General features: G+C 42.7%; 29 protein-coding genes. 18 read left to right on the top strand and 11 right to left on the bottom strand.

Annotated elements, in window-relative coordinates; genetic code table 11:
* Position 1: 1 nt before the first annotated feature.
* The 4 genes from D2U88_RS18525 to D2U88_RS18510 all read right to left on the bottom strand — a co-directional run bounded on the left by D2U88_RS18525 (position 2) and on the right by D2U88_RS18510 (position 2,491).
* Positions 2–229: a PspC domain-containing protein gene (locus D2U88_RS18525; RefSeq protein WP_119642034.1), complete on the bottom strand. Its 228-nt coding sequence runs from the start codon at positions 227–229 to the stop codon at positions 2–4.
* 8 nt (positions 230–237) lie between these two features.
* Complete coding sequence (locus tag D2U88_RS18520; protein WP_119642033.1) at positions 238–1,518, bottom strand: DUF2851 family protein; 1,281 nt, start codon at positions 1,516–1,518, stop codon at positions 238–240.
* A 21-nt stretch (positions 1,519–1,539) separates the two neighbouring features.
* Positions 1,540–1,851 carry a rhodanese-like domain-containing protein gene (locus D2U88_RS18515; RefSeq protein WP_119642032.1) on the bottom strand — a complete coding sequence of 104 codons (312 nt, stop codon included), beginning with the start codon at positions 1,849–1,851 and terminating at the stop codon, positions 1,540–1,542.
* A 106-nt stretch (positions 1,852–1,957) separates the two neighbouring features.
* A complete protein-coding gene (locus D2U88_RS18510; protein WP_235855829.1) occupies positions 1,958–2,491 on the bottom strand; it encodes a TlpA family protein disulfide reductase in 534 nt (177 codons plus the stop codon).
* Between the two features lie 161 nt (positions 2,492–2,652).
* Here D2U88_RS18510 and D2U88_RS18505 point away from each other — a divergent pair, with 161 nt between their 5' ends.
* From D2U88_RS18505 to D2U88_RS18445, 13 genes are all read left to right on the top strand, one after another.
* Positions 2,653–3,099: a MarR family winged helix-turn-helix transcriptional regulator gene (locus D2U88_RS18505; protein ID WP_119642030.1), complete on the top strand. Its 447-nt coding sequence runs from the start codon at positions 2,653–2,655 to the stop codon at positions 3,097–3,099.
* A gap of 5 nt (positions 3,100–3,104) precedes the next feature.
* The gene (locus D2U88_RS18500; RefSeq protein ID WP_119642029.1) at positions 3,105–3,737 is read left to right on the top strand and encodes an NAD(P)H-dependent oxidoreductase; all 633 of its coding nucleotides are present in this window, start codon (positions 3,105–3,107) and stop codon (positions 3,735–3,737) included.
* Between the two features lie 35 nt (positions 3,738–3,772).
* Complete coding sequence (locus D2U88_RS18495; RefSeq protein ID WP_119642028.1) at positions 3,773–4,345, top strand: YceI family protein; 573 nt, start codon at positions 3,773–3,775, stop codon at positions 4,343–4,345.
* A gap of 279 nt (positions 4,346–4,624) precedes the next feature.
* Entirely contained in the window at positions 4,625–4,909 is a 285-nt protein-coding gene (locus tag D2U88_RS18490) for a GIY-YIG nuclease family protein (RefSeq protein ID WP_119642258.1), read from the top strand.
* A 38-nt stretch (positions 4,910–4,947) separates the two neighbouring features.
* Positions 4,948–6,345 (top strand): anthranilate synthase component I family protein, encoded by a 1,398-nt coding sequence (locus D2U88_RS18485; RefSeq protein ID WP_119642256.1) that lies wholly within the window; start codon positions 4,948–4,950, stop codon positions 6,343–6,345.
* A gap of 2 nt (positions 6,346–6,347) precedes the next feature.
* Positions 6,348–6,914: an anthranilate synthase component II gene (locus D2U88_RS18480; RefSeq protein WP_119642027.1), complete on the top strand. Its 567-nt coding sequence runs from the start codon at positions 6,348–6,350 to the stop codon at positions 6,912–6,914.
* An 83-nt stretch (positions 6,915–6,997) separates the two neighbouring features.
* Complete coding sequence (gene trpD, locus D2U88_RS18475) at positions 6,998–7,993, top strand: anthranilate phosphoribosyltransferase (protein ID WP_119642026.1); 996 nt, start codon at positions 6,998–7,000, stop codon at positions 7,991–7,993.
* A gap of 142 nt (positions 7,994–8,135) precedes the next feature.
* Positions 8,136–8,921 carry an indole-3-glycerol phosphate synthase TrpC gene (trpC, locus tag D2U88_RS18470; protein WP_119642025.1) on the top strand — a complete coding sequence of 262 codons (786 nt, stop codon included), beginning with the start codon at positions 8,136–8,138 and terminating at the stop codon, positions 8,919–8,921.
* Positions 8,922–9,002: 81 nt separating this feature from the next.
* A complete protein-coding gene (locus D2U88_RS18465; RefSeq protein ID WP_119642254.1) occupies positions 9,003–9,707 on the top strand; it encodes a phosphoribosylanthranilate isomerase in 705 nt (234 codons plus the stop codon).
* Between the two features lie 53 nt (positions 9,708–9,760).
* Positions 9,761–10,942, top strand: a complete 1,182-nt coding sequence (gene trpB / locus D2U88_RS18460) for a tryptophan synthase subunit beta (protein WP_119642024.1) — start codon at positions 9,761–9,763, stop codon at positions 10,940–10,942.
* A 36-nt stretch (positions 10,943–10,978) separates the two neighbouring features.
* Positions 10,979–11,281 carry a GIY-YIG nuclease family protein gene (locus D2U88_RS18455; RefSeq protein WP_119642023.1) on the top strand — a complete coding sequence of 101 codons (303 nt, stop codon included), beginning with the start codon at positions 10,979–10,981 and terminating at the stop codon, positions 11,279–11,281.
* A gap of 292 nt (positions 11,282–11,573) precedes the next feature.
* The gene (trpA, locus tag D2U88_RS18450) at positions 11,574–12,335 is read left to right on the top strand and encodes a tryptophan synthase subunit alpha (RefSeq protein ID WP_119642022.1); all 762 of its coding nucleotides are present in this window, start codon (positions 11,574–11,576) and stop codon (positions 12,333–12,335) included.
* A 34-nt stretch (positions 12,336–12,369) separates the two neighbouring features.
* The gene (locus D2U88_RS18445) at positions 12,370–13,866 is read left to right on the top strand and encodes a M20/M25/M40 family metallo-hydrolase (RefSeq protein WP_119642021.1); all 1,497 of its coding nucleotides are present in this window, start codon (positions 12,370–12,372) and stop codon (positions 13,864–13,866) included.
* 69 nt (positions 13,867–13,935) lie between these two features.
* Here D2U88_RS18445 and D2U88_RS18440 read toward each other — a convergent pair whose 3' ends face one another.
* The 6 genes from D2U88_RS18440 to D2U88_RS18410 form a co-directional block, all read right to left on the bottom strand.
* Entirely contained in the window at positions 13,936–14,118 is a 183-nt protein-coding gene (locus D2U88_RS18440; RefSeq protein ID WP_119642020.1) for a quinol oxidase subunit 4, read from the bottom strand.
* A gap of 103 nt (positions 14,119–14,221) precedes the next feature.
* Entirely contained in the window at positions 14,222–14,914 is a 693-nt protein-coding gene (locus D2U88_RS18430) for a uracil-DNA glycosylase family protein (RefSeq protein WP_119642018.1), read from the bottom strand.
* 11 nt (positions 14,915–14,925) lie between these two features.
* Positions 14,926–17,472, bottom strand: coding sequence for a phosphoenolpyruvate carboxylase (locus tag D2U88_RS18425; RefSeq protein ID WP_119642017.1), 2,547 nt, complete (start codon positions 17,470–17,472; stop codon positions 14,926–14,928).
* Positions 17,473–17,642: 170 nt separating this feature from the next.
* A complete protein-coding gene (yaaA, locus tag D2U88_RS18420) occupies positions 17,643–18,404 on the bottom strand; it encodes a peroxide stress protein YaaA (protein ID WP_119642016.1) in 762 nt (253 codons plus the stop codon).
* Positions 18,405–18,492: 88 nt separating this feature from the next.
* A complete protein-coding gene (locus D2U88_RS18415) occupies positions 18,493–19,521 on the bottom strand; it encodes an RluA family pseudouridine synthase (RefSeq protein ID WP_119642015.1) in 1,029 nt (342 codons plus the stop codon).
* 2 nt (positions 19,522–19,523) lie between these two features.
* Positions 19,524–20,111: a PASTA domain-containing protein gene (locus tag D2U88_RS18410; protein ID WP_119642014.1), complete on the bottom strand. Its 588-nt coding sequence runs from the start codon at positions 20,109–20,111 to the stop codon at positions 19,524–19,526.
* Between the two features lie 79 nt (positions 20,112–20,190).
* Here D2U88_RS18410 and D2U88_RS18405 point away from each other — a divergent pair, with 79 nt between their 5' ends.
* The 5 genes from D2U88_RS18405 (at position 20,191) to D2U88_RS18385 (ending at position 25,908) form a co-directional block, all read left to right on the top strand.
* Positions 20,191–21,165 carry a D-alanine--D-alanine ligase gene (locus tag D2U88_RS18405; protein WP_119642013.1) on the top strand — a complete coding sequence of 325 codons (975 nt, stop codon included), beginning with the start codon at positions 20,191–20,193 and terminating at the stop codon, positions 21,163–21,165.
* A gap of 35 nt (positions 21,166–21,200) precedes the next feature.
* Entirely contained in the window at positions 21,201–21,659 is a 459-nt protein-coding gene (gene coaD / locus D2U88_RS18400; protein ID WP_119642012.1) for a pantetheine-phosphate adenylyltransferase, read from the top strand.
* 176 nt (positions 21,660–21,835) lie between these two features.
* Positions 21,836–23,665 carry a PAS domain-containing protein gene (locus tag D2U88_RS18395; RefSeq protein ID WP_119642011.1) on the top strand — a complete coding sequence of 610 codons (1,830 nt, stop codon included), beginning with the start codon at positions 21,836–21,838 and terminating at the stop codon, positions 23,663–23,665.
* Complete coding sequence (locus D2U88_RS18390; RefSeq protein WP_119642010.1) at positions 23,649–24,062, top strand: response regulator; 414 nt, start codon at positions 23,649–23,651, stop codon at positions 24,060–24,062. Before D2U88_RS18395 ends, D2U88_RS18390 begins: the two co-directional genes overlap by 17 nt.
* A 73-nt stretch (positions 24,063–24,135) precedes the next feature.
* A complete protein-coding gene (locus D2U88_RS18385; RefSeq protein ID WP_119642009.1) occupies positions 24,136–25,908 on the top strand; it encodes a M14 family metallopeptidase in 1,773 nt (590 codons plus the stop codon).
* On the opposite strand, the gene D2U88_RS18380 is transcribed toward D2U88_RS18385, so the two are convergent.
* Positions 25,901–26,497, bottom strand: a complete 597-nt coding sequence (locus D2U88_RS18380; RefSeq protein ID WP_119642008.1) for an NUDIX hydrolase — start codon at positions 26,495–26,497, stop codon at positions 25,901–25,903. The genes D2U88_RS18385 and D2U88_RS18380 overlap by 8 nt on opposite strands.
* Position 26,498 lies beyond the last annotated feature (1 nt).

Here is a 26,498-nt window from a genome sequence, read left to right as displayed (position 1 = left end):
ATCAAAGGTCAAATACGGAAGTTCTCTTGGTATAGATCAAATCTTTTATCCTAAGCCAAAAGGCCATGAAGAGGTATAGGGCAAATCCAAAGCCCAAGGTCACAAACGTCAGGTAAATAAAACTGGTACGCACCACCCGGGCACGGATTCCCAATCGTTCGGCAATACGCCTACAAACCTCAAAGCCCCTCTTTTGAAAGTAATAAAGGGTGTTATAGAATAAAGACATAGTTAAAATTATGTATTTCTATTCAATAAATGTGTGCCCACCACACATTGAAGGCATTTATTTTTTGAGCAATAGTTGTTGTACAGTTCCAATTTGGCCTGGCTCTCAAAAGCATTCTTGGTTTTGGGACCCAACCTATCAAAGTGTGCAATGATAGAATTTTCCTCTTTTTTCACCTCAGATAGAAGGGAGATCAATGTTTCATCCACCTCATGACCCATGTGCCTTGCATGGCAAAACTTCAGTGGGACCAAAGTGTTCACCACCAGTAGATCTATAAATTTTTTGGAAAGTCTCTTGCTGCTTTTCCTGGAAACTTTACCGAAGGTAAAATGGTTGTCCCAATATGGGCTGGTACCCGTCTGGAAAACATCATAAACCTCTTTCAACCCAGAAGGGCCCATTAAAATGGAGAACAATTGGGGGTGACCTTTATAGAGATGGGCCAATTGTGATATTCTTATGGTCGGAAAATTCGCTGGCCTTAACCCAAAGAATTCCGGTTTGGCCATCGTTTTGGACAGTCCAAATTTATTGGCGAGGTATCCGTATTCCTTTTGGAGCTGAAGATAATGGGCATCGGTACAATCCGGCTCGTTCAGAAGACCAAAGTGACCAAACAACAAACTTTCCAATTGATGGGCATCATGGCACGTTTTCCGGATGAAGGCAAAATCCAACTCCAAAGCCCGATCCAAAAAGAACGGACCGTTTACCTTGGAGCCAAAATTCTTGGCCAACAAGATGAAGAGCACCGCTTCCCAGTCGTTTTTGGTTTTGTTGAGCAGGTCGAAAATGAGCTCGGATTTATGCTCCAAGCGTTCGATGTACAATCGATGCATCCAACTTTCAAGCAAAAAAGAATCCATCTCCCCAAAATCCTTTTCACAGTTGCTAAAGCCCGATCGGGAATTCTCCATGAGCGCCTTATATTTCAAAAGCAACTCTGAAGGAATAAAATTTCGCATTTCAAGGGTAGGAATCTTGGAGCCATCCTTCCTAAAAACTACAACGTCATCTTCCCAAACTACATGGAGGATGACGTTGTCATAATTGCTATCGTTTTCATGGTGGTGCACATACCAATCCGAAGATTTAAGGTGCATTTCCACATTACCGGCCCATAACTGCCCATCGATGGTAACGCTGGCATTGAAAAAATCCGGTCCGGCGTGACGGTTCTGTATTCCTACGGATTTAACCAAAACCGGTTCATCATCCGTGGTACATAGCTGGTTAGTTGGAAGCTTATTATGCCTCCAAATAAAATGAAGTAGGTCCTCTCGCATCGATTTGGGGTAATGTGGGGCCTACTCTACTCTATCGCCGTCCCAGTTCATAAAGCCACCTTCCAAGTTATATGCATTTTCAATTCCTATACTGTTCATGATGGCACAGGCCTGTCCGCTGCGGTTGCCCGACCGGCAATACACATAATAGTTTTTGGACTTGTCCAACTTTTCAAGTTCCATCAAAAATTCCTGTCCCAAATAAATATCGATGTTCACGGCACCTGGAATATAACCTTCTTCCATTTCCAATGCTGTGCGCACATCCAAAATGAAGGCGTTGTCATCATTTTCCAATTGTTCCGCCCATTCCTCTTGTGATAAATTTGCCATTTTACTGTTTTATATTCTGCAAAAATAAAAATCCGGAGTGTTACTCTGGATTTACACTGACATTATTTTAAACAACCTCTTACTTAGAGGCCATAAACAAAACCCATTACAACTTAGAGTCTGTTTTTTGAACAAAATCTTTCAAGGCAGCGTTCAATTCTTCATAGGTGAACCCGTGTTCAAAAAAACTGCGTTTGCCCTTATTATAAATTAAGGTAGCGGGAATACCCCCACCCCACTCTTCGTTCACTTTGGGAATCCACTCATTTTGCTTGGGATCGTCCAATATTACGACTTCTGATTCTATACCCTTGTTTTTCACATAAGGTTCCAATCTTGACTTCCACATATGCGGCATATCAAGACTTACGAGTATCACTTTTACCTTATTATCCTTTTGCTCGGCACCTACCTTTTCAAAATAGGGCAGTTCTTCCAAACAAGGTTTGCACCAAGTGGCCCAAAAATTTATGATATAGGTTTGGTCATCATCCTTGTGAAGCAAAGGTTCCAATCGGTCAAAATCATATATAGGAAATGGCACATTGTCCGCATTCTCCGATTCCAACGCCACTTCCTGAGAATCGGCTCCATCCTTCTGCTTTTTACCGTCACCACACCCCATTACGAGGAAACCCATAAAAAATAAAATCAATAACCTATTCATTTACTGTTATTTACATCAATAAAATTAGATAATGAACCATCCCCCCAGTTCCTTTTAACAAAATTTTATCTGTTAAAAGTAAGGAATAAACCAAAAGATCAACATACATTTGTATATACAAATATTGTTTGTACATGAATGTTGAGGAAATTATAAAGACGTCAAAGAAAATGCCATTGGAAACCAGGACATTGATTCATCTTACTTTGGTGCACAACAAGCTCAATGAGCTGACGAGCAATGCCCTAAAACCATTTGATGTTTCCCTTCAACAGTTCAATGTCCTCCGGATTCTCAGGGGACAGCAGGGTAAACCTGCGAACCTTTCGACCCTGAACGATCGCATGGTCACCAAAATGAGCAATACCACCCGTTTGGTGGACAAACTTTTGACCAAAGGTTATGTAATTAGGAATGTTTGTCCATCAAATAGACGCAAAGTTGAGATTCTGATTACCGATGAAGGCTCAGGGGTATTATCCCAAATGGACAAAGCCGTTGCCGAGGCCGAAAGCAACATAGTACAACATTTTACCAAAGAAGAACTAGAACAATTAAACACCCTATTGGATAAATTTTAAATAACATGAACATCATTTTAGAACATAGAACTTGGCGCTATGCCACCAAAAAGTTCGATCCTTCCAAAAAAGTATCGGACCAAGATTTGGAAACCTTGCTGGAAGCTACCCGTTTGAGCGCCTCTTCCTATGGACTGCAACCCTATCACATTTTTGTGATTTCCGATCAAGAAACCAAGGAAAAGCTTAAACCTGCTTCTTGGAACCAGTCACAGATCACCGATGCATCCCATGTCATTGTTTTTGCCAACACAACCGATTTTGGCGAGGAATTGGTGGATAATTTCATCGAAAACACCAGCACAACCAGGAACATTCCTATTGAAAACCTTAAGGGATACGCGGATTTCATGAAGTCTAAATTGGTATCGCTTCCCAGTGAGAGTAAGGATACCTGGACCGCTAAACAAGCCTACATTGCCTTTGGCAATTTGATGCAGGCCGCGGCCGAACTGAAAATAGACACCTGCCCCATGGAAGGATTTGAATCGGACCAGTACAATGAAATTTTAGGGCTGACGGAAAAAAACTTGAATGCCGCGGTTGTACTTACTATTGGATATAGATCGGAAGAAGATCAGACCCAACATTTACCAAAAGTGAGAAAATCCAAAGAAGCATTATTTACCCATATATAAATTTTAACCTTTAAAAACAGATTATAAACAACAGTATGAAAAAGACCATTTTAAGCCTAGCATTGATCACCCTGTTTGGAGCAGCCGCCGTTGCCAACCCGATCAAAAAAGAAACCAAGGAAGTAAAAACTTCTGAAAGCAATGTTACCTGGAAAGGATACAAAGTGGGTGGTTCCCACACTGGAACCATTGCACTTAAATCAGGTGCCCTTCAGTTTGATGGAGAAAAATTAGTAGGTGGTGAATTTGTAGTTGATATGACCAGCATCAACACTACCGATTTGGAAGGTGACTACAAAGGAAAATTGGACGGTCACTTGAAGTCTGATGACTTTTTTGGCACCGACAACCATCCTACCGCTAAATTGGTTTTTACTAAAGTAAAAGCTACTGGCAAAAATTCCTATTCCGTAACCGGTGACCTTACCATTAAAGGTATCACTGAACCCGTAACTTTTGATGTTTCTGTCTATGGAGACAAAGCAACTGCTTCTGTAAAAGTGGACAGAACCAAATACAATGTAAAATATGGTTCCGGGATCATTGGTACCGCCAAGGATAAATTGATCTATGACGAATTTGATTTGGTAGTTGACCTGCAGATGTAGTCAGCCCATGTTTAGTGTGTGAAAATCCCGTTCGAGATAATCTTGAACGGGATTTTTAATTTTAAACAAAACAATGTTTGTCCGTTAAAAATTCCTCCCTATATTTGAGGCAATGAATAACAGAGTAGCAAATAACTGGTGGTGGATAAACTTACGTCAAACGTCGTGAGCTAAGTCCCCATTATAACCATACAAGAGGCTTGTCATCACGACAGGCCTTTTTCTTTTTAAGAACTTTTGTTCTTGTTTCCGCGAAGGCGGAAATCTTAAAAATTGAAAATGAGTTTTTATGTCCATATCATATCGAACAAACAAATGGGAACCATTTATATAGGCTATACCAACGATTTGAAAAAGAGAATGTATAGGCATAAGCATGGTGTTGGAAGCAAATTTGCAAGTAGATATAATCTAAAAATATTGGTCTACTATGAAAAATTTAAATTTCCAATGCCTGCAATCAGAAGAGAAAAACAATTAAAAAAATGGAATAGAGATTGGAAAATCAACCTAATAAATGATTTCAATCCAAATTGGGAAGATTTAACCTATTTCTTTAATTAACCAAAAAACTTTCCACCTCCGTGGAAATAGAAATGAAAATGATATATTCTTTAAAAACACATTACAAAAAAATCTTGGCGGACACCATCACCCCGGTAAGTGTCTACCTTAAGATCAGGGACAAGTTCCCGAACAGCATATTGCTGGAAAGTAGCGATTACCACGCCAATGACAACAGCTTTTCGTATATCTGCTGCAACCCCATTGCCTATATCAAAGTGGAGAATGAAACCATCACCCAACAATTTCCCGATGGTAAAAAGGTGGAAACCGTGATTGATTCCGAAACGGATGTGACCGAAGTCATCCACAACTTTGCCAAACAGTTCTCGGTGACCCAAAACGGTTTCAAGTTTATCTACAATGGTCTTTTTGGTTACATGGCGTATGATGCCGTCCGTTATTTTGAGGATGTGGAGATTTCAAAAAAGGAAAATTCCGTCAGCATTCCGGACATCTATTATGCCGTGTATCAGAACATCATTGCCATCAACCATTTTAAGAACGAGGCCTACCTGTTCGCCCACTGCTATGATTCGGAAAGTAATGTGGACGAAATCGAGCAACTTTTCAATGTACGCACTTTTGCATCATACAATTTTAACAAGGAAGGAGAGCCAAAATCCAATTTAAAGGATGAGGAATACAAAGAACATGTAGAGCTGGCCAAAAAGCATTGCCAACGTGGGGATGTATTCCAATTGGTACTTTCCCGAAGGTTCACCCAAAAGTTCAAGGGAGACGAGTTTAATGTATACCGTGCTTTGCGTTCCATCAACCCCTCCCCTTACCTATTCTATTTTGATTATGGCAACTTCAAGATTTTTGGAAGCTCGCCCGAGGCGCAACTGATCGTGAAGGAAGGCAAGGCAGAGATCCATCCCATTGCCGGCACCTACAAACGTACCGGGAATGATGAAAAGGATGCGGAACTCGCCAAGAAACTGGCTCAGGATGATAAGGAAAATAGTGAACATGTGATGTTGGTGGATCTGGCCCGAAACGACCTCAGCCGAAATGGCAACACCGTAAATGTGGAAACCTACCGCGAGGTACAATACTTCTCCCATGTGATCCATTTGGTTTCCAAAGTAACGGGGCAAAAAAAGAAGGACATCAGTACCATGAAAGTAGTGGCCGATACTTTCCCTGCAGGTACTTTAAGCGGTGCTCCCAAGCACATGGCCATGCAACTCATTGAAAAATATGAGAAAACCAGCCGTTCCTATTATGGTGGTGCCATTGGATTCATGGATTTTGAAGGCAATTTTAACCACGCCATCATGATCCGAACCTTCTTGAGCAAAAACCACGAACTACATTACCAAGCAGGGGCCGGATTGGTGGCCGCATCCAATGCCGAAGATGAACTACAGGAAACCTATAATAAACTGGGTGCTTTGAACAAAGCCCTTGAAATTGCCGAAACGATCTAACCATGGGAAGGAAGATTTTAATGATAGACAATTACGATAGTTTCACCTATAATTTGGTGCACTATCTTGAGGATTTGGATTGTGAGGTCACAGTAAAACGGAACGACCAACTTACTTTGGATGAAGTGGAACCCTTCCAGTACATTGTGTTGTCCCCCGGACCGGGAATTCCGGATGAAGCAGGCCTTTTGAAGGACATCATCAAAACCTATGCCCCTACCAAACGTATTTTTGGTGTCTGCTTGGGATTGCAGGCCATTGGCGAGGTCTTTGGTGGCACTTTGGTGAACCTGGACAAGGTGTATCATGGAGTTGCAACCACTATCACGGTTACAAAGGATGACCCCATTTTCAAAGGGATGGCGAAAAACCTTCAGGTGGGAAGATATCATTCCTGGGTGGTGGATACCAATGTGCCGGAAGTACTTGAAATTACTTCTGTGGATGAAAACGGGCAGATCATGTCGCTTCGGCATAGGGAATATGATGTCACAGCAGTACAGTTTCACCCTGAATCTGTCTTGACCCCAGAAGGAAAACAAATGCTTGAAAATTGGTTGAATGAATAATCTTCATGTCATTCCCACGAAAGTGGGAATCCAAATGATTCAATAATAGATTCCTGCTTTCGCAGGAATGACAAAATACTGAAATGAAAGAGACTTTAAACAAACTGATCAATCACGAAATACTGCCCAAGGAAGAGGCCAAACAGGTATTGGTCAACATTGCCAAGGGCGATTATAACACTTCCCAAATAGCTGCATTCCTTACCGTGTACATGATGCGGAGTGTCACCATTGAGGAGCTCGAAGGCTTCCGGGATGCCCTTTTGGACCTTTGCTTGGCAGTGGACCTATCCGATTACGACCCCATTGACCTTTGTGGAACCGGGGGTGATGGCAAGGACACCTTCAACATTTCCACCTTGGCCTCCTTTGTAACGGCCGGAGCCGGAATTCCAGTGACCAAACATGGCAACTATGGAGTTTCTTCCAAATGTGGCAGCAGCAATGTGATGGAATTTTTGGGCATCAAGTTCAGTAACGACCATGATTTTTTAAAGCGTTCCATTGAAGAAGCAGGTATTTGTGTGTTGCACGCACCCCTCTTCCACCCTGCCATGAAAAATGTGGGCCCCATCCGAAGGGAACTGGCCGTAAAGACCTTTTTCAATATGTTGGGACCGATGGTCAATCCTGCCTTTCCAAAGAACCAAATGGTTGGGGTATACAATTTGGAACTGGCACGGATGTACGGATATCTCTATCAGAATACCGATAAAAAATTTACCATTTTGAATGCGTTGGACGGTTATGATGAAATCTCGTTGACAGGTGATACCAAGACTATTTCCAACAACTCCGAAGCCATGTTGACACCGGCAGATTTTGGGGTGGAAAAAGTTACCCAAGAAGAGATTACCGGTGGTGATGACATTTCCGAATCTGCCCAAATCTTTATGAATGTGCTGCAAGGAAGGGGCACTGAGGCCCAGAACAATGTGGTCTGTGCCAATGCCGGGGTGGCTATCGCTACTGTGCAGGGCATCACCCCAAAAGAAGGTTTTGAAAAGGCCAAGGAATCCCTTTTGAGTGGAAAAGGATTGGAGGCGTTGAGGAAATTACAGAAGTTGAGTACAAACTAGAGTCATCTCGAGCTGTCATCCTGAGCGAAGTCGAAGGAGTGGTCGAGAGAAATTATTAGATTCTTCACTTCGTTTAGAATGACAAAATAAAAAAAATCGTCATGCTGAACTCGTTTCAGCATCTCATTATGATAAAGAATACATGAACATATTAGACAAAATAGTAGCCGACAAACGCAAAGAGATCGATTTGAAAAAATCCTTGATCACCCTTCCCCAATTGGAAGCTTCGGTGATGATGGAACGTACCTCGGTTTCCTTGGCGGCAGTCCTGCGAAAAAGCAATACGGGCATCATTGCCGAACACAAGAGACGTTCCCCGTCCAAATCGGTCATCAACCAAAATCTGAACGTACAGGATGTGGCCAAGGGCTATGCTAACGCTGGCGTTTGTGGTATGTCCGTTTTAACGGATGGAAAGTATTTCGGTGGTTCATTGGACGACTTGGTTTTGGCCAGGGCATCTGTGAACATTCCGCTTTTGAGAAAGGAATTCATCATAAATGAATATCAGATTGTGGAGGCCAAAGCCTGTGGAGCCGATGTTATTTTGTTGATAGCTGCCATTCTGACTCGTGAGGAAATCAAGGTACTTTCCGAATTGGCCAAAAGCTTGGGCTTGGATGTTCTGTTGGAAGTCCACAACGAAGAGGAACTCCAAAAATCCATCATGCCCAGTCTGGATATGTTGGGGGTAAACAACAGAAACCTGAAAACCTTCGAGGTGAGTTTGGATACCAGCAAGACCCTATCGGAACAGATTCCGGATGACTTTGTGAAAGTGTCCGAAAGTGGCATCAGTACCATTGGGGCCATTCAGGAGTTAAAGGAATTTGGGTACCAAGGATTTTTGATCGGTGAGAATTTCATGAAGACGGATGATCCTGGTGCCAGTGCCAAAGAATTTATTGATGAATTAAAAAAATAATGTCATTTCGAAATGAGCGGAGCGATTGAGAAATCTCCATTTAGATTTCTCACATTCGTTCGAAATGACCAAGAACAAAAAATGAAACTAAAAGTTTGTGGCATGAACCAAAACCCAATTGAGGTGGCACAACTGCACCCCGATTATATGGGTTTTATTTTCTGGGAACCTTCCTCACGCTATTTTGAGGGAGACATGCCGCAATTGCCGCAATCCATCAAAAAAGTGGGCGTATTTGTGGATGCTCCTTTGGAAGTGGTCTTGGAAAAAGTGAGCCAATACGGATTGGATGCCGTACAACTTCATGGTACGGAAAGTGTTGCATATTGTTCCCAATTAAAATCCAACTTTCTGTCTTTTCGAGCGCAGTCGAGAAACCAGAAAGTTGATGATGAAAATGAGGTCTCGACTCCGCTCGACCTGACAAATTTGCAAATCATCAAAGTATTTTCCATCAAGGATAATTTTGATTTTTCAGTCTTGAAAGATTATGAATCCGTTTGTAATTATTTCCTTTTCGACACTAAAGGAAAATTGCCCGGAGGTAACGGATATACTTTCGATTGGTCCGTTTTGGAACATTATCCATCCACCAAACCCTTCTTTTTAAGTGGGGGAATTGGATTGGATTCCGTGGAGAAACTAAAGGAATTTTTGAATAGTCCAGCATCACGATATTGCCTCGCCATAGATGTGAACAGCAAATTCGAGATCGAACCCGGACTAAAAGACATACCATCATTGAAAGCGTTCAAAAAATCGCTTTCCGATTTTTTAACTGATTAAACAGGAACCAAAAATGGCAACTGTACATTGATAACTGATAATTGTAACTTGATATGAGCTATCACGCTGATGAACGAGGCTATTACGGAGAATTTGGAGGAGCTTTCATCCCTGAAATGCTGTATCCCAATTGTGAGGAGCTTCGGCAGAATTACCTTCGGATTATGGCGGAACCTTCCTTTCAGGAAGAATTCCATCAATTGTTGAAGGATTATGTAGGCCGACCCACACCCCTATATTTTGCAGAACGCCTATCCAAAAAATACAACACCAAAATTTACCTGAAACGGGAGGACCTTTGCCATACCGGCGCTCACAAGGTCAACAATACCATCGGACAGATTTTGATGGCAAAAAGGTTGGGCAAGCACCGCATCATTGCCGAGACTGGTGCGGGGCAGCATGGTGTGGCCACGGCAACGGTTTGCGCCTTGATGGGTATTGAGTGCGTGGTGTACATGGGCGAAATTGACATAGCCCGCCAAGCACCCAATGTAGCCCGAATGAAAATGTTGGGAGCCGAGGTGAGACCAGCCACATCAGGTAGTAAAACCCTGAAGGATGCTACCAACGAGGCCATCCGCGATTGGATCAACAATCCTGTGGATACGCATTACATTATCGGCTCGGTCGTAGGTCCGCACCCTTATCCGGACATGGTGGCCCGATTTCAATCGGTCATTTCTGAAGAAATCAAATCCCAATTGTTGGAAAAAGAAGGTCGTGAAAACCCAGATTTTGTGGTGGCCTGTGTCGGCGGGGGTAGCAACGCTGCCGGGGCATTCTATCATTTCTTGGATACTCCCGAAGTAGGCATTATTGCTGTGGAAGCCGCAGGAAAAGGCATTCATTCCGGGGAAAGTGCCGCTACTTCTGCGTTGGGCAAGGTGGGTATTATCCACGGGAGCAAAACCTTGTTGATGCAGACCTCGGACGGACAGATCACGGAACCTTACTCCATCTCTGCTGGTTTGGATTACCCAGGCGTGGGACCCTTGCATGCGCATTTGTACACTTCAGGTCGTGGGGAATTCATTTCCATCACCGATGACGAGGCCATGAAAGCCGGTCTGGACCTCTGTAAATTGGAAGGTATCATTCCAGCCATCGAGTCCTCTCATGCCCTGGCTATTTTTAAAGAACGAAAGTTTGCCGAAGATGATGTAGTGGTAGTGAACCTTTCCGGTCGCGGAGATAAAGATTTACAGAATTATATTGACTATTTTAAATTATAGGTAGGTGTCATTCCTGCGAAAGCAGGAATCCAAAAAATGATCAAGAACTTTCATCAATATTATGTCTACATTTTAAGCAACAAACCCAATGGGACTTTGTACATAGGTATCACCAACGATATTCAACGAAGGATATTAGAGCATAAACAAGGTTTAATTGATGGATTTACCAAAAAATATGGTCTTGATGTTTTGGTCTATTTGGAAATGTACCATAATGTGAATGATGCCATTTCGAGAGAAAAACAGCTCAAAAAATGGAAAAGGCTGTGGAAAATAGAACTGATTGAAAAAGAAAACCCAAAGTGGTCGGATTTATCAATTGAATGGAATGACTGATGGATTCCGCATCAAGTGCGGAATGACAAATTAATTGAAAGACTTGATTGTCATTCCTGCGAAAGCAGGAATCCACAAAATGCTGAAAATGGATTCCGCATCAAGTGCGAAATGACAAAACAAGCAAAGGATTAAAATATCATTCCCCGAAAGCTGGGATCTTTAAATAGAGTTGAAAGTGGATTCTGCATCAAATGTGGAATGACAAAAATCAAAACTAAAATGTCATTCCTGCGAAAGCAGGAATCCATAAAGACAAGCTTAATGAAGAATGACAAAATGAATTTTTAATATGAACAGAATCAAACAAAAACTGCAGGAGGACAAAAAAATCCTCTCCATATATTTTACCGCGGGTTATCCCACTTTGAACGATACGGTTAAAATCATCCAAGATTTGGAACAAAACGGCGTGGACCTCATCGAAATCGGTTTGCCCTTTAGTGACCCCTTGGCAGATGGTCCCACCATCCAAGCAAGTTCCACGGCTGCCTTAAAGAATGGGATGACCACAACCCTGCTCTTCGAGCAATTGAAGGATATCCGAAAAACGGTTTCCATTCCGCTGATTTTGATGGGGTATTTCAATCCGGTGCTACAATATGGAGTAGAGGCATTCTGCCAAAAATGCGAAGAAATCGGTATCGATGGGCTTATTCTTCCCGATCTGCCCCTTGATGTGTATCAAAAAGAGTACGAAACCCTATTCAAAAAACACGGTTTGATCAATGTGTTCTTAATCACTCCACAGACCAGTGATACCCGGGTCAGGGCCATTGATGATGCTTCGGAAGGATTCATCTACATGGTAAGTTCGGCTAGTACCACAGGGGCCAAGGAAGGTTTCGGACCGGAGCAATCCACTTATTTTGAACGCATTGCGGCCATGAATTTGAAAAATCCACAAATTGTTGGGTTTGGGATCAGCAATGCACAAACCTTTCAGCAGGCAACATCACATACGAAGGGAGCCATCATTGGTTCGGCTTTCATCAAACATTTAACACAAAATGGGGTGGACGGAATCGGTGGTTTTGTGGGTCAAATTCGTTAAATTTCAGGTTTTAAAATGAACCCTATTTTGTCCCATGAAAAAAACCGTTTCATTCCTTTCCCTTATACTTTCATTTTCCCTTTTTGCCCAAGATGATGTTGCTGTAAAATCCCAAGTGGCCGATGCTATCAACGAACTTCAGGAATTCATAGCCATCCCCAACGATGCCTTGAACCCTGATGATATTGACAGAAATATCATGTGGTTGAAACGAAAGTTCGGGGAACGCGGATTCAACACCGCTGTTTTGGATACAGATGGACTGCCTTTGTTCTTTGCGGCTTTGCCCATGAACAATGAGAAACCCACGCTATTGATCTATATGCATTTGGATGGCCAATCCGTAGATCCGAGTAAATGGGATCAACCCAATCCTTATCAAATGGTTCTGAAGGTTCCCGAAGGTGATGGTTTCAAAACAGTCTCGTTTGATGAACTGGATGACGACATCAACTATGATTGGCGACTTTTCGGTCGTTCCACATCGGATGATAAATCTCCCATTGTGATGCTGTTGAACACCATCGATCTACTAAAAAAAGATAGCAAGGAGATACCTTTCAATGTAAAAGTCATTTTAGACAGCGAAGAGGAAAAAAGCAGCAAACCCTTACCAAAAGCGGTAAAACAATATCGAGAGTTGTTGGAAGCGGATTTTTTGATGATCGTGGATGGCCCGGTGCATTCTTCGGGCGAGCCCACCGTGGTTTATGGTTGTAGGGGTATCACAACCCTTTCCTTGACCACATATGGTCCCATTAAACCCCAGCACAGTGGTCATTATGGGAATTATGCGCCAAGCCCCGGTTTTCAATTGTCCCAATTGCTGGCCAGCATGAAAGATGCGGAAGGAAGAGTTCTTATCCCAGGGTATTATGATGGAATCACCATTGACGATGCGACTAGGGGGATTTTGAAAAGTGTACCGGACAGTGATGCCGAAATTGCCGAAAGACTCCAATTCAAAACCCCTGAAAAAGTGGGCAGTTTTTATCAGGAAGCGTTACAATATCCGTCCTTGAACATTAGGGGATTGGGTTCTGCCTGGATTGGGGACAAGGCCAGGACCATTGTACCGGAAAGTGCCACGGCAGAACTGGACCTACGTTTGGTAGTTGAATCCGATGGAAACCGATTAAAAAAATTGGTCAAAGACCATATTACCAAACAAGGTTTTAAGGTATTGGACCACGAACCCTCCAAAGAAGAACGTATGCAATACGATAAAATAGTCACTGTAAAAGAAGGCAGCGTTACCGATGCGTTCCGCACCAACTTGGACAACCCTTATGGTCAGTTTTTGACACAGACACTGAAAAATACCTTTAACAAAGATGTCATCCAAATTAGAACCATGGGTGGAACGGTTCCCATTGCCCCTTTCATCAATGAATTGAAGATTCCGGCCTTTATAGTTCCAGTGGTAAATCCAGACAATAACCAGCATAGCCCCAACGAAAATGTTAAGATTGGGCAGTTGGCCTATGGAATCAAGGCATTCTATGGTATACTGTCTTCAACCATGGAGTAAAAACAAAAATTTCCCAAATGAAAAAGCCACCATGAATTCATGGCGGCTTTTTGTATTCTGTGCAAACAATTACTCGTTGTGGTTCTTATTCTTTTGCTGACCGGGAGCATATGCTTTGGCGCTCTGGTCCCCTGTTATTTTTTTGGCCTGACCTGGCGGAATGCCATTTTTATTTGCATGGTAATTGGCTGAACAGGAAGCCAAAAGCATTACAACACAAATAACTCCGATAATCTTATGGATTGATTTCATTTTCTTGATTTTTAGGTTTTGTGATTGTTATATATACGCAGCAACCGTCTTAAAATTGCCTTAAACAAATTTTAAATCTTTGCTAAGGCTACTAAACACAGTGTTATTTGAAAAATTCGCGATACTGTATCACCCTAAAATCAAAAGTGCTAAAGTTTGGATTCATATCTTTCAAATCCTTATATGCCTGCAAACTGCCAACGGCACGGTTGGCGGCTCCGGAAGGAGCGGTTAAGGAAACTGTTTTTACCATTCTGTACCCAACTACTTGGCTTGAAGTGGCAGGCAATTTAAATTGATGGATTCGGGGTACTTCATTGGATACCACATCCAATTTTATGTCATGTTCCTTCGCTTGTTTCCGAAAGAAATATTCTGGTCCATTTTTACTATTACCACCAGTGAACAAGAGGGTATCGATATTTTGATATTGCTGCAAATAACCGATTAAATTACGAAGCACAGCATTCTGCATTCCCAAATCCGAAGCATCAATTTTAGTACGCTCTGCACTTTGGACGATATCACAGACCCCTATCCTGTGTTTCAAAAGAAATTGTTCACGTTGCGATATGGCCTCGGCCGTGGTCTCATATTTTAACCCTAGACCAAAGATTCGGTCCAAAATAGGCCAGAGCATACCATTACAGCTCCCATAACAGAAATCAACATCCTCTTTTTTCAACTCCCCTGTCGTAAAACGAGGCGGTGGCAAAGTCCCCACGATGAGTTTAGTAGCTTCTGGGAACAGAAACGGTTCATAGGGATGTATGTGCTGAAAAACTTTGGATTCCAAGATTTTCTTCGCTAGGCAGAATTTCTACTGGCGTTGATGTTTCCGTAAAGGGATCGTGTCACTATTTTTTCGTACAGATCCAAATATTCCGACTTCTGGGTGATGTGGTACAAGGCATTCTGTTGGATCACCAACAGTGGCAGCACAATTTTCTCCCTGATCTTCACCGATTCCCTCGAAACCTCTTCGTCTTCCATCAAAATTTTCAGTCCAGAAATTTGTAACAGCATTTTTTTGGACAACTCGTACTCATTATGAAGGATTCCCCAAAACTCACCGTACTCGGGATCCTCCTTCATATAACTGGTCAAATCAAAGTTGGTCTTGGCCAGAGACATCATACTATTGAGCATCAATGCTTTGAAAAAGGGAACCTCCCGATACAATTTTTTCACCTCGTTCAATCTGCCTTCCTCTTTCAGTTTTTGGATGGCCGATCCCAATCCAAAATATCCCGGCACATTCTGCTTCAACTGGCTCCAAGATCCCACAAAAGAGATGGCCCGAAGGTCGGAAAGGGTCAGCTTGGCCTTATTCCCCCTTTTCCCCGGTCGACTTCCAATATTGGCCTTCGTATAATATTTTAAGGTGCTTCGGTGCTCCAGATACGGGATGAACTTTTCATGTTGTTTTAGGGCATCATACTTATCATAGCTCAGGTCCGAAAGTTCCTCCATCAATTTTCGTTGGGCCGATGTCATTACCAATTCTTTCCCATAAATATTGTTGCTAAGACCTGCGGTGAGCAATTGCTCCGAATTGTGGATGAACTGCTCCTTGGTCCCATACGTACTGGTAATGGTCTGTCCCTGAATGGTCAGTTGAATTTCATGGTTGGCCACATCCTTGGTCTGGGCCGCATAAAACCTATGGGTCTTGCCTCCTCCCCTAGCTGGTGGCCCTCCCCTGCCATCAAAAAAGACCGCTTTTATACCGTTCTTTTTGCACACCTTGCTCAACGTTTCCTTGGTCTTCAAGATAGACCAGTTTGCCTTAAGATAGCCACCATCCTTGGTTCCATCGGAAAAACCGAGCATAATGGTATGGGTCTCGTTTCGGCGTTCGAGGTGTTTTCTATATTTAGGAATATCGAACAAGGTCTGCATTACCTCTTCGGAAACTTCCATTCCTTTCATGGTCTCAAAAAGCGGAATGATATCGAAGGTGATTTCCTTTTCGTCCCAACCGCACCATCTGAACAATCCAAAGACAAACAATACCGAAAAGATATCTTCAGAATTGCTGATGATGTAACGGTTGCATCCATCTTCCCCATTTCGTTCCTGAATTGCTTTGAGTTGTTGGATATTGGTAATGGTATCCTTTACGATTTCTTCATCGTAGTCCGCAGGATCCAGTTTGAATTCTTTTTGCAATAACCACTGCACCAATTCCTTTTCTTTGAGTTCTTCCAGACTTTCTTTGATGGCCCCTTGTTTTTTCAGAATGGTTTCCACGGCCAATTTATGTTTGCTGTGATCTTGGCGGATGTCCAAAGAGGCAAAGTGGGTCTTGAAGATATGGACCTTATCAATAAACTGATCCAAAAGATCCAAGTATAGCTCATGGTAGTCCGAAATCAGTTTTTCCCTTACCGAACCCAAATGGTTAATGATCTCATCATATGAAATGGGGGCCTTGGCATCGAACATGGCCAAGTAGAGCTTTGCACTCAACTCGTTCAAATCGTCCTGCATCCCCTTAAAGGTGAGCTTCTTCCTTAACTCCTTTAGGTCATTATAGTAGCATTTCATCAACGTCAAACGCAATTCATCGGCCACTTGCCTTGTGATATCGGCGGTCACGAATGGGTTGCCATCTCGGTCACCTCCGGGCCAAAAGCCCAATTTGATAATGTTATAATTGGCAAAGTGCTCGTCCTTGATATTGCTCTTCACATATTGGTAAAGCTCTCCCACAGCATCATAATAGGTATTCCTGAGAATATAGATGATGTTTTTGGCCTCATCCAAGGGAGTGGGTTTTTTGGCATTGATCAACGAGGTAAGACCCAATTGCTGCAAGGTCACATCAATATCATAGATCTGGTCATGGTCGATCAGCGATCGAAGCTCCGCAATAATGTCCAACACGGCCGGGGTATAAAACTGTGTTGGATGCGCCGTCAGTACAATACGGGCACTAAACGTGGACAGTTTTTTGGATACCTTGTCCCAGTTCTTGGTCCTGTTCACCAATTCAAAATAATCCTTGATGGTCAACGAGTTACTGTATTTTTGCAGTTTTGGGAAAGCGGCATCCTCCACACTATCATAGAGCACTACCTGTCGTTCCACGTACTGGATGATTCTGAACATAAAATCCAAGCGTTCCCTTTCATCCTCAATGTTCACGAAGTTGGAAAAGAATACCTCCAAAATCTCTTGAGGCTCCTTGCCTGCTTTAAGTCCCTTCTCGCACTGGTCGAGCAAAAGAGGAATCAAAATGCCCACGTTTTCCACATTTTTATAGGGCAAGCTCAAAAACAAACTATTGTATATGTTGAACTTGTTGGTTACCGACTTTTTAAATTCTTCTAACCGTCTGGAATGCTGCATGAATCTTTTGGTGTTTGTGTTTTAAATAAGTGTACACCCAAAGGTCGTGATTAAAGTGAAACCTTGGGATTAAATTTAAACGTATCACAATTTAGGACCGGTGCCCTTCAATCATAACACGGTTCAATGAACACTAAAACATAATAAATCTGGTGGTCTTTGCCAAAGAATCAGCGAATGAAAACCGGCTCATTGGCCCTCAAAGTATGCTCCTGACTGAAGAGATATCCGTCATAATCAAAACCTTTGATGTCTTCCAAGGTCTTGGCATCGGTATCGAGAATATAACGTACCATGGACCCCCTGGCCTTTTTGGCGAAGAAACTGATGATCTTCAATTGATCGTTTTTCCAATCCTTGAAAATGGGCGTGATAACCGGCACCTTAAGTTTCTTTTCATCCACGGCTCCAAAATATTCGTTACTGGCCAGGTTTACAAAAAGTTCACCTTCCTCCAGTTCTTGGTTCAAATGGTCGGTAAGTTGTTTTTTCCAGAATTCGTGCAGGTTCTTCTTGCGACCTATCTTCAGTTGGGTTCCCATTTCCAAACGGTAGGGTTGAATCAGGTCCAAAGGTTTCAATATACCGTAAAGACCTGATAAAATACGGAGGGTATCCTGCAATTTCTGCAATTTTTCCACTGGAATGGAATGGGCATCCAATCCTTGGTACACATCCCCGTTGAAGGCATACACGGCAGGTCTCGCATTTTCGGGACTAAAAGGCAATGAAAATTGTTGGTTACGTTCCCAGTTCAATTGTGCCAGGTTATCAGAAATGGACATAAGTTGCGACAATGCTTTTGGCTTTTTCTTTTTAAGAACGGCATTCAGTTTTTGCGCTTCTTCCAAAAATTTTGGCTGACTATATTCTGAGGTAGGTAAAGTCGATTCAAAATCGAGGGACTTGGCCGGAGATATAACAATTTTCATTCAGTTCTATTTTGGTCAAAAATAAAGAGGAAATTCAAATCAAGAAAAAGATGATCAATGGTGTTTTCGATTCCAGGATTGATGGAAACTATGACTCGTGATGTTTGGCATAACTGCGCCACTTTTCAATACAGTTGACCATATCCTCAGGCAGTTCGGAATTAAAACGCATGAACTCTCCCGTAACAGGATGCTCAAAGCCCAAGGTCTTGGCGTGCAGGGCCTGTCTCGGCAATTCCTTAAACGCGTTTTCCACAAATTGTTTGTACTTGGTAAATGTGGTCCCCTTCAAGATTTTGTCGCCTCCGTACCTTTCATCGTTGAACAAGGTATGTCCAATGTATTTCATGTGCACCCGAATCTGGTGGGTCCTTCCTGTTTCCAACTTGCAGGAAACCAAGGTTACATAACCCAAACGTTCCAACACCTTATAATGGGTAATGGCTTCCTTTCCATCTTCTCCATCCGGATAAACGGTCATTTGCAATCGGTTCTTTGGGTGTCTTCCAATGTTACCCTCAATGGTACCTTCGTCCTCTTCCACATTACCCCAAACCAAGGCAACATATTCCCTTTCGCTGCTTTTTTCGAAAAATTGCTGGGCCAAATGGGTCATGGCCGCCTCAGTCTTGGCAATCACCAAAAGTCCGGAAGTATCCTTATCGATTCGATGCACCAACCCAGGCCTATTGGAACTGTTGTTGGGCAGATTCTCAAAATGGTATACCAAAGCATTAATGAGTGTACCGGAATAATTCCCGTGACCGGGGTGCACCACCATTCCCGCTGGTTTGTTCACCACCAACAATGTGTCGTCCTCGTAAACAATGTCCAGTGGAATATTCTCAGGGGTCAGCAGAAATTCGTAGGGTGGGTGTTCAAAAAGTACCTTTACCTCATCCCCTGCCTTTACCTTGTAGTTTTGTTTTACAATGGCACCGTTCACCCAAATATGGCCTTGCTTGGCAGCCTGTTGGATTTTGTTGCGCGTAGCGTTTTCAATAAAATTCATCAGGAATTTATCTACCCGCAAAGGCTCCTGCCCTTTTGACGCCACAAATCGGTGGTGCTCAAACAAATCGTCCGGCGAGAGGTCGTTTTGATCCGAAATATCCATGGCTATTCGGAATCCGCCTTCACCCTGGCACTGCCCGGAATGGTACCATTGCCACAGATCAGCTCAATTTTTGAAGTCTTGGGCAACTTGTCGCCTGGCTTTATATATTTCCCCTTGAACTTGATGTTGTAGACCATGTCCTTCCCAAGTTCATCAATATAGGTCACACGTTCCACCTCAAGACCAACGGCACGGAGCATGGATGTTGCATTACGTTGAGTCACTTGGATTATATCAGGCACACTCACCTTCTTGTACCCGGATGGGTTCACCGTAAAATAAATTTTACGGTTGGCCTTTACCTTGTTTCCCGCAGGAGGATTTTGGTCCAAAATGGAGAATCGTGGATAATCGGGGTTATAGTTGGAGGAATCCAAAACTTGATAGCGCAGTCCTGCCTCTTCCACAGCTTTTCTCATTTCTGATACCGACATCTTGGAAAAATCCGGCACCTCTACAAACTCACCGTGGTTGGTGGTACCCTTGAGCCATTGCATGGTCAGAATCACCAAGACCACAACGGCCACAACGGCCAGACCGAGTTGTATGAGAAAAGTCTTGCTTTTCAAAAAGTTCAAAAAATTTTTCATGCAGTAAACCTTATCGGGACAAATATAGGAAAGCCAACCCTTTTTTCTTTATTTTGGCTTTGCGATATTTTGAAAGCCGATGAAAAAGAACATTGCCATCATCATGGGAGGTTACTCCAGTGAGTACGGCATTTCCATGAAAAGTGGGAACGTAGTCCACAAATACCTGAATCCCGACAAATACCATGCGTACCGCTTGATCATTTCCAAAGAAAAATGGTTTTATCTGGATAAGGATGATAACGAATTTCCTGTGGACAGGGCCGATTTCAGCATCAGCCCCAATGGACAAAAAATACATTTTGATTGTGTTTTCAATGCTATCCATGGCACACCCGGTGAAGATGGGCTTATGCAGGCCTATTTTGAGCTTTTGGGGATTCCCCACACCTCCTGCAATCATTACGAATCTGCCCTTACCTTCAATAAAAGGGATCTTTTGAGCACGCTTAAACCCTACGCGGTCCCTTGCGCCATATCCTATCATTTGAACAAAGGCCAACAGGTTGATGGGGACGCCATTGTTGAGAAAGTCGGGCTGCCCTGTTTTGTAAAGGCCAATCGTGCCGGAAGCAGCTATGGGGTTTCCAAAGTATATCGAAAAGAAGAATTGCATGCAGCCATCGAGTCTGCCTTTAAGGAGGATGATCAAGTGATCATCGAATCTTTTTTGGAAGGTACCGAGGTATCGGTGGGCGTGATCACCTTCAAGGGAGAAGTAACCGTACTGCCCATAACAGAGATCATTTCCGAGAACGACTTTTTTGACTTTGAGGCCAAATATCAGGGTAAGTCCCAAGAAATTACTCCCGCAAGAATCAACGAGGCCCAGGAACAAAATGTGAGGAAACTGGCCGAATTCATTTATAAAACCTTGGGATTGAAGGGCTACACCCGTAGCGAATTTATTTTCATTGGTGATGTGCCACACCTTTTGGAAGTGAACACCACACCTGGACTGACGGAAGAAAGTCTTTTGCCCCAACAAGCCAGAACAGCGGGCATAAGCTTGGAAGAGCTTTTTGATAGTGCCATCGAAGAGGCCTTACGATAGAAAACCGTACTTTTAAACAAACTTTTTTCCAGCTTATGAGACGTGCATTGTTCCCTGGTTCCTTTGACCCCCTTACCCTAGGTCACTACGACATCATCAAAAGAGGCATTACCCTTTTTGATGAACTGGTGATCGCCATTGGGATCAATGCCGATAAAAAGTACATGTTTTCGCTCGAAGAAAGGACAAAGTTCATTGAAGAAGCCTTTAAGGACGAACCCAAAATAAAAGTGGTCACCTACAAGGGAATGACCGTGGATTTTTGCAAAGAGATCGGAGCAGAGTTTATTTTGAGGGGATTGAGAAACCCCGCAGATTTTGAGTTTGAAAAGGCCATTGCCCATACCAACCGTAAACTTTCAGAAATAGAGACCGTATTTTTATTGACCTCATCAGGTAAATCCTACATTAGTTCTTCCATAGTACGGGACGTTATTCGCAACGGTGGTGACTATACAGGTTTGGTTCCCGATACTGTTGTGGTCAATTTCTGATTTTTTCATTACATACTTTTCCTTCATTTGTGATATTATCCTTAAAATAAGGGTACAATATTGATATATATCAAGGAAACCACATTTTTAGGGCCTTTCACAACAATAAATGAGTATGCTGATGCATTACACTTACATTGGTCAGAAATTTCTTAATTGTACTAACCCCCCGTACTTTGAAAGCAGTTGAGAGAATAGAACAGCATTACTTACTGAGACAGTTGCCCCAGGCCACCGCTCTGGTTGGTTTGGATGGTTCCTTGGTAGACGCATCCGATTCGTGGTTGACCCTTTTTAGTCTTCCACCCAAGAATTTTATGGAGGCGGACATTTTCAGAGTAATGGAAAATGTTAGTGACCTTAAGGAAAACCTATCCAACCACAAGACCTTCTCTTTTAGACACCATTTGGGCGAAGAAAATGATTGTCGTTGGCTTGAGAGTACCTTCACCCCTTGGTATGATGAAAAGGAAAATATTGTTGGATCCATTGTCCAGACCCGTGATATTTCACGAGAAGTTGAAAAAGAACTTGAAATTGAAAGGATCAATGCCATCCTAAAAACAAAATCCGAAGTGGCCCAAGTGGGTTGCTGGGAATATGATGTTCAAACCGAAAAACTATACTGGTGCGACGAAACCAGAAAAATACACCAAGTCCCCCTGTCTTACCAACCCAATGTGAACGAGGCCATTGAATTTTACAAGCCCGGATACAGTAGGAACAAGATTTCCATGATTTTCCATAAGGCGATTCACGAAAGCACCCCATTCAACGAGCGCTTGATCCTCGTTACCCATAAAGGCGAGGAACGCTGGGTACAATCCGCTGGAAAGGCCATCGAAAAAAATGGCAAGGTCGTGAAGATTTTTGGTACTTTCCAAGATATTCACGAACAGGTCATGACCGAGACCAAAGTCATGGAAAACCAACAATTGCTAACGGCCTTGATAGACAACCTTCCGTTGAATGTCTTCGTGAAAGACCTTGATTCAAAAAAGATCCTGGTGAACAAATCCGAATGCGAGTATTTGGAAAAAAGTCCCAAGGAGCTTATAGGAAAAACAGACTTTGACCTCTATGACGAAGAGGTGGCCAAAATTTCCCGGGAAGAGGACCTTGAAGTGATCAAGACCCTTAAACCTATTCTCGGTAAGGAAACCATAAGCATTAAAAAGAATGGGCAGACCACTAATTTCCTGACCTCAAAAATCCCATTATTTGATCTTGAAGGTAAAGTGAGTGGCCTGATCGGCATCAGCATGGATATCTCGGCCATCAAAAAGAAGGAAGATCAGTTGCGCAATCTGATCAACCTTACGTCCATCCAAAACAAAAAGCTGATCAATTTTGCCCATATCGTATCCCACAACCTGCGATCGCACTCGGCCAACTTTTCCATGTTGCTCCAATTTTTGAAATCCGAGGACAATGAAAAGGAACGCGAACATATTGAAAACATGTTGACCCAAGCTTCCGACAATTTGCTGGAAACCTTGGAAAACCTCAACCAAGTGGTGGATATCAACACGAATATCAACCTTAAGAAGGAACAACTCAATATTCACGATACCATTGTAAAAGTTCAGCACAGCCTTGCTGCGTTCCTTGATAAGAACCAGGTACAGATCCATAATGAAGTGGACAAGAAACTTGTGGTTAAAAGTGTGCCCGCCTATCTGGACAGTATTATCCTCAATCTGTTGACCAACGCCGTTAAATATCGGGATCCGAACAGAAAACCCGTCATTACACTGACTACCAAAAAGTTAGACCGAAAAGTAATACTCTCTGTTTCCGACAATGGACTTGGAATTGACCTTGAAAGGTATGGCGATAAAATATTTGGCATGTACAAAACGTTCCATAATAACAGGGACGCCAAAGGTTTTGGACTATATTTGGTACGAAACCAAGTTGAAGCCATGGGCGGAAGAATTACAGTGAACAGTGAAGTGGACAAGGGAACTACCTTCAACGTATATTTTAATGAAGAAAGTAAGTAGTATTTTTATTGTGGACGATGATCCCATAACGGTATTTGGCATCAAAAAAATGTTGAAACCGGTAGCAATTTGTGATGACATACAAATTTTTCAAAATGGCAAGGAGGCCTATGATGCCCTAAAGAGCAGAATTACATCCGAACAGGGTATTCCCGAGGTAATTTTTCTGGACATCAACATGCCCATTATGGATGGTTGGGATTTTTTGAAGGAAATGATCGATCTCGATATCCAAGAACGCATCATCATCAACATGATCACTTCGTCCATTGATCCCTCCGATTACCAAAGATGGAACGATTTCAAGGAAAAGTGCCCGCACCAGCTCAATTTTAAGAACAAACCCATATTCAAGATAGAGGTATCCGATTTGGAAGGGTTCCATATGGCCTCATAATCATAATATTCCGTATTTTTGGGGCCACCAAAAGAAGTTTCTTTTGGCATAACTAACAAAGTACCCCGACACCTTGAAACATAAAGTTTTTTTTGCGGCCCTCGTTCTTTTACTCTCCTGTGAAACGGAAAAGCAGGATACGATCAACTCCTACCCGACATTTTATGAGGAATCTGGAGGAAAGGAAACGGCCACCTACCAGCAGACCATCGATTTTTATATCACCTTGGCACGGGATTTCCCCCAGATAAACATCCACACCATTGGCAAAACGGACAGTGGTTTACCATTGCATATGGTAACCTTTAATCCGGAAGGTGATTTCAACTTTGAAAATATTAGAAAGGACAAAACCATCATCCTGATCAACAACGGCATACATCCGGGGGAAAGCGATGGTATAGATGCCACTATGATGCTCTACAGGGATTTGGCCACGGGAAAGATTCCAAGCCCCAAAAAAACAGTATTGGTCACCATTCCCATTTACAACATTGGGGGTTCCCTCAATAGAAATTCAACCACAAGGGCCAACCAAAACGGGCCTTTGGAGTATGGATTTAGAGGTAATGCCCTCAACTATGACCTGAACCGCGATTTCATCAAAATGGACACCAAAAATGCGAAGACCTTTGCGGACATCTTCCATTTGGTAAAACCTGATGTTTTTATCGACAACCATGTGAGCAATGGGGCAGATTACCAGTATACCCTCACACACTTGTTTACCCAACACAACAAGTTGGGTGGAAAAATGGGCGAATACCTGCACGATTCCTTCATGCCCGACATTGAGAAATCATTGAAGGATAAGGAATGGGACATTACGCCTTATGTAAACGTGTTCAACGTACCTCCGGAACTTGGCTTTAGCCAATTTATGGATCATCCGAGATATTCCACGGGATATACAACGCTATGGAGCACCTTGGGGCTCATGGTGGAAACCCACATGCTGAAACCCTACGACCAACGTGTTGAAGGCACCTACGTAATTATGGAAAGTCTTTTGGATGTTGTGGAAAAGGAGCATGATACCATTAAATCATTACGGAAAGAGACGTTGGAGAAAAATCTTGATCTGGCCGAATACTACTTCAATTGGGCAGTGGACACCACCAAAAGCTCTGCCCTACAATTTAAGGGTTTTGAGGCCGATCGGCCCATTAGTGAGGTCACAGGATTACCTCGATTGAAATATGACCGATCCCAACCCTTCATAAAAGAAACCGTTTACCAAGACTATTTTTATCCCTTGGATACCGTTTCGGTTCCCGATGCCTATGTAATCAAACAGAGTTGGCAGAGGGTCATTGAGCGCTTGGACGCCAACAAAATCCAATATTTTAAACTGGATAAGGACACCACATTAACCGTGGAAGCCTATAAAATTCTGGACTATGATACCCGAAATTCACCCTATGAGGGGCATTATCCCCATTCCAACACCAAGGTGGAAAAAAGTACAAAGGAAATCCATTTTAGGGCAGGAGATTATGTAATCCCCACGCGTCAACCGGGCATTCGGTATCTGTTGGAAACCCTAGAACCCCATGCGGTGGATTCCTTCTTCAATTGGAATTTCTTCGATACGGTGCTTCAGCAAAAAGAAGGTTTTTCACCCTATGTTTTTGAAGATATTGCTCTTGAAATGTTACAAAAAGACTCTATTTTGAGATTGAATTTTGAGGCCAAAAAGAATCTGGACCCCAATTTTTCAAACAATTGGTACGCCCAATTGGACTGGATCTTTCAACGTTCCAAATATTTGGAGGATGTGTATTTGGCCTATCCGATTTATAGGATTGCCAAAGGAAGTGAGGCTTCGGGTATTTTGGCTAAGTAGCCACCTCCTTGAACAAAATTTCAATATTTTTATAGGAATTCTTGATGGCCTTTTGGGTTTTGATGGGCCCTTTCCATTTCACCTTTTCTATACCCTCTGCTTTTTCGGCTACCAATTTCCCCGTATAGTCCGTGGACATCAGAAACCAATGGGTCTGTTTCAACCAATATTCCCCGTTTCGTTTAAAAACATGATAGGTGGTGCGCAAAAACCGTTCTATTTTAAGCCCAGTGACCCCAGTCTCCTCCTCCACTTCACGGATGGCGGCACTTTCAATGGTCTCGCCTTTGTCCACCTTGCCCTTCGGCAAATCCCATTTGCCATTTCTTTTGATGAAGAGCACCTTTCCTTTTTCATTCACCACAAAACCGCCACCCGCAACGATCACAGGTATCTTGTGCATAAAAAGCTTTAAGATCTTGTTTCCATCTGGGTGGTACAGATAAGCCTTTTTCAGTTTCTTTTTGGATAACAGATGAATGGCCTCCATGATGGAATCACCATCCAACGAAAATAGATTTCCGTTGGTATTTTCCGGGCGCTCGTTTGTTAAAATCAGTGGGGACTCATTAACAAAAACTTCATACATT

It is taken from the genome of Flagellimonas aequoris, assembly GCF_003584165.1.
GTDB classification, from domain to species: Bacteria; Bacteroidota; Bacteroidia; order Flavobacteriales; family Flavobacteriaceae; genus Flagellimonas; species Flagellimonas aequoris.
Note: the sequence above shows the minus strand (reverse complement) of the source record. Positions and strands in the feature narration are given on the sequence as shown.